Consider the following 3658-nt stretch of genomic DNA (forward strand, 5'->3'; position numbering starts at 1 on the left):
GGATAATCTTTACCCAATTCCTTTTTAGCGGCTTCTTCATAATTGTATGACAAATACCGCAGGAAAAGAAACGAAAGCATATAATCACGAAAATCATCCGCATTCATGGCTCCTCGTAGGTTATCTGCTATGTCCCAAAGCGTTTTACCGAGCTGTTGTTGGTCTTTATATGTCATAATTCAACAATATTTTAATTACAATATTTTAAGATATTATTTGTTAATGACTCAAATTCTTCATAACTTTTTTGTACTGCATACACATGTGCCCCAATTGCTCCATTGGCAGGTTTCAAAAGAAAAATTGGTTTGTGTGATTCCATAGACATGGGAGCTAAACTTCTATAATGTTTTAAAAGAGCGATACAATTTCTATCTTGTTCTACATCATTAACATCCGTTACACTCCCTAAAACAAATTCTGCAAAAACCAATGGAATTCTATTAGCCCATCGCAAATATGATTTTACTGGTTTACTCTCTTTGGCAGAATATTGCATTACAATGTAACCAATTGGTTTAGATTCCTTTGAAGGGATTTCAAATGAAATGTTATCTGGTTTTCTTGCTAATCGATCATTCCAGTCTATTCTCCATTTTTTTAAAGTTTGTCCTAAGTTTTTGATACCTTGAAGTGAGAACAAATCTGATGCAACTGGCATAATAATGTAATCAGAACTAATGGTTACAGCACGATTTATTGCTCCTAAATTTGGACCAACGTCAATTAATAAAATTTCTGCATTAAACTTATTTGCAGCTTCATTGAAAATAGTATTAAAAATACTAGTCAATCTAAATGAATAACTATCACCACCTAGCGATTTTAACCAAGCATCACTTAATTTATCTTCAAATACTGAAAGCGAAAGATTGCCTAGTATTAATCCAAGATTATCGGAAATATTTTCAATATGAACGGGTTGGTATGGGTCACCAGATACAACTGGATTTATTGAATCTAAAATAGTGATTGGTAGGTTGTTTTCATAAATCTCTTCTAGTCGTTCAGGTGTTAAAAACATTGACGTTAAATTAGATTGTGGATCTAAATCAATAGCTATAGTTTTAACACCCAGCTCTGATAGCATCCAAGCTACATGATAAACAGTAGTAGTTTTTCCGACACCCCCTTTATTATTGAAAAATATTATAGACTTCATACTACCAGCTTTTATTAATTAATATTGAAACCTTAAATTTTGTTCCGATTGATAAATCGAATTCGGGTTGACCATTTCCATTCTTTACTAATTCATCTATGGCTCTTTTTACACCATAGTTAAATCTGTTTACATAGCCCAATGTTTTGAGTGCTTCAGCAATTACAACATTTCTGTAATCACTTGCGTTTGGAAAATTTTGTGCATTAACATCACCATACAAACCACCAGGATTCAATATTTCAATTCTGTTTGAAAATTCGTAAATATAAATTGGAGAATTTGACTCATAATTTCTATGCATAATTGCATTCATTAATAATTCCCGTAATGCCCAAAAAGGATAGTTTCTAATCGTTTCCTCTTGAAAAGAATCTTTTTTTACAGGTCGTTCTTTAATAATATTGTTTTTTATAAAATCATCTAATGAGTTTAGCTCAGTAATAAGTGCACCGGAAAATTTTTTCTCAAATTCTACATCGCTATTCATTTCTTCACCATTAAATTTTACATATTGCATATATGCACCTGGTAAGTAAAACTCGGGGTTGATACCAAATAACAAAATTCCGCCATAAGTTGGACATTGTTCTTTGGCGTCAAAAAATCGTAACGAAGCTAATTGCTGTTCTAGAGCTCTTCCGTTTTCCTTTAAAGTATCCTTATCAATAGCAGCAGGCAGGTAAGTTGACTTAAAATATTCAATGGCTAGGTCATCTATCTTTGCCCCTAATGCGGGTACTAAATCGTACGTTTTTGCATAAGATGCTCTTCTTTCAATTAAGATTCTCTCTTCTTCTACAGTAGCTTTATCTCTTCTTGGCCCTATACGAATCCAACATCTGCCATCATATCTAACAGGAGGATAGGATGATGGTTTTACTTGGACAACCACTACCTCACCTTCTGGAAATTTAAAAATGGGACTTACAATCAATGAAGGCTGAGGTAATACATTGCCATTGCTTTTTACATTACCTATAGCTTGCAATTCATCATCTGTCCATGTCATTCCTGCCAGTTTACCATCATCATGCACTCCCAATAGAATATATCCGGGTTGTTTATGATTAGGAAAATCATTGGACAATGCACACACTGCTGGTCCTAACTTATTTTCCTTTATGGAAATCGTTCTTTCTATCAAATCACTTTCCATGTCTGCCAATAATGCTTTTACTTTTTCTTCTGTAATCATACTGTGCAATTTAATCATTAATTTTAGGAAACAACCCCTGCATCAATCCTTTTTTATGCAGTTTTAATTGTTCGATTTTTTTCGCCTGTGCTATGATAAGTTTATCTAAAGAAGAAAGGCAGGATGCAATTTTTTGTTGTTCTTGAACAGATGGAATATATAATTCAAATTCTTTCAACCAAGTTGAATTAAGATTATCTTTTGCACCACCAGCAACTTTTTGATTTACTTGTTTCCAGAATAAATCGGATTCCATCCAGTATTTTATATAGTAGTTGAATGCTTTCTTATTAACTCTAAAAAAACCTAGACTTACAAAAATTCCAAATTCAATGTCGTCTTCCAAAATAATTGGATTACCTAAGTTAGAACCAACTCGGGTGAAAAGTATATCACCTAGTTTTGGTTTGGTACTGTTAGGCATACTGTCAAATTTCTCTTGACTTATGTGTTGAATATTTATGAAGTCAATGAAACCACCAGAAATATTTTTTGACGATAGAAATGGAACACCAGCATCAATATAATCAGGTTTGTGTGTCAGTCCGATTTTTATTTCTCCAAGTTCAGCAAACCCAATTTTTTTTAAAGAATCTGTAAACTCCTTAAACCGATACTTAGGAACCGTTTCTCCTTCTTGCGGAAAAAGGTTTTGCATCAAGCCTTTTTTATGGTCTTTGAGTAACTCCAACTTTTCGGTGTGGGCAGCAATTACTTCATCTAAAGAAGAAAGACAGGAGGCGATTTTTTGTTGTTCTTGTGGATTTTTTGGTAATACAATTGGGCAATTAAGAACATCTTCATTTCGAAGATTTGTTTGTTTTACACCATCATCGAAAGACAAGAAATGAGAATTTCTATTCAAAAGATAGTATAGAATTTTACTATCAGCATTTGTTGGTGTTAGTTTGCAGATTCGTTGATTTACAGTATAAAAATTGTCCCTATCTACAGAAAAACATTTAGCAATTGCTCTCCCATTTGGTACATCACTAAGTACCATTAAAATATCATCCGTTCGAGCAATACAATTTGCAGAATTTGTAAACTTTCTCACTTCACCATCTGTAGAAATAAACTTTGAATTTACAACTACATATTTTCCTTCTTCATTAATGTCCTGCTCGTGAGCTTTTCCATTTTCGTATTCAGCTAATTGACTGACTAGCTTTTCTTCCCACTCCCCCTCATTCTTAAACTCAGGAAAACGCAACTCCGGTATTAATTTATCTTTACTCATACGCTGCTAATCCACTAATTGCTCTATCGCCAGCCAATTTTTTTAATTGCGGTACTAA

Annotated in this window: 4 protein-coding genes; all 4 read right to left on the bottom strand. The window is 33.2% G+C overall.

The features are described from left to right. Positions 1-176, bottom strand: a 176-nt coding sequence (locus ACIQ0M_RS15305) for a type I restriction-modification system subunit M N-terminal domain-containing protein (RefSeq protein ID WP_396153800.1), incomplete at its 3' end; no start/stop codon positions are given. Positions 177-190: 14 nt separating this feature from the next. Then, complete coding sequence (locus ACIQ0M_RS15310) at positions 191-1162, bottom strand: ParA family protein (protein WP_396153794.1); 972 nt, start codon at positions 1160-1162, stop codon at positions 191-193. 1 nt (position 1163) lies between these two features. Further along, positions 1164-2378 (bottom strand): ATP-binding protein, encoded by a 1215-nt coding sequence (locus ACIQ0M_RS15315; protein ID WP_396153796.1) that lies wholly within the window; start codon positions 2376-2378, stop codon positions 1164-1166. Continuing rightward, the gene (locus ACIQ0M_RS15320) at positions 2371-3600 is read right to left on the bottom strand and encodes a restriction endonuclease subunit S (protein ID WP_396153798.1); all 1230 of its coding nucleotides are present in this window, start codon (positions 3598-3600) and stop codon (positions 2371-2373) included. Before ACIQ0M_RS15320 ends, ACIQ0M_RS15315 begins: the two co-directional genes overlap by 8 nt. Positions 3601-3658: the final 58 nt, after the last annotated feature.

Origin of the sequence: Flavobacterium sp. (genome assembly GCF_044339515.1) — a bacterium.
Taxonomy (GTDB): Bacteria; Bacteroidota; Bacteroidia; order Flavobacteriales; family Flavobacteriaceae; genus Flavobacterium.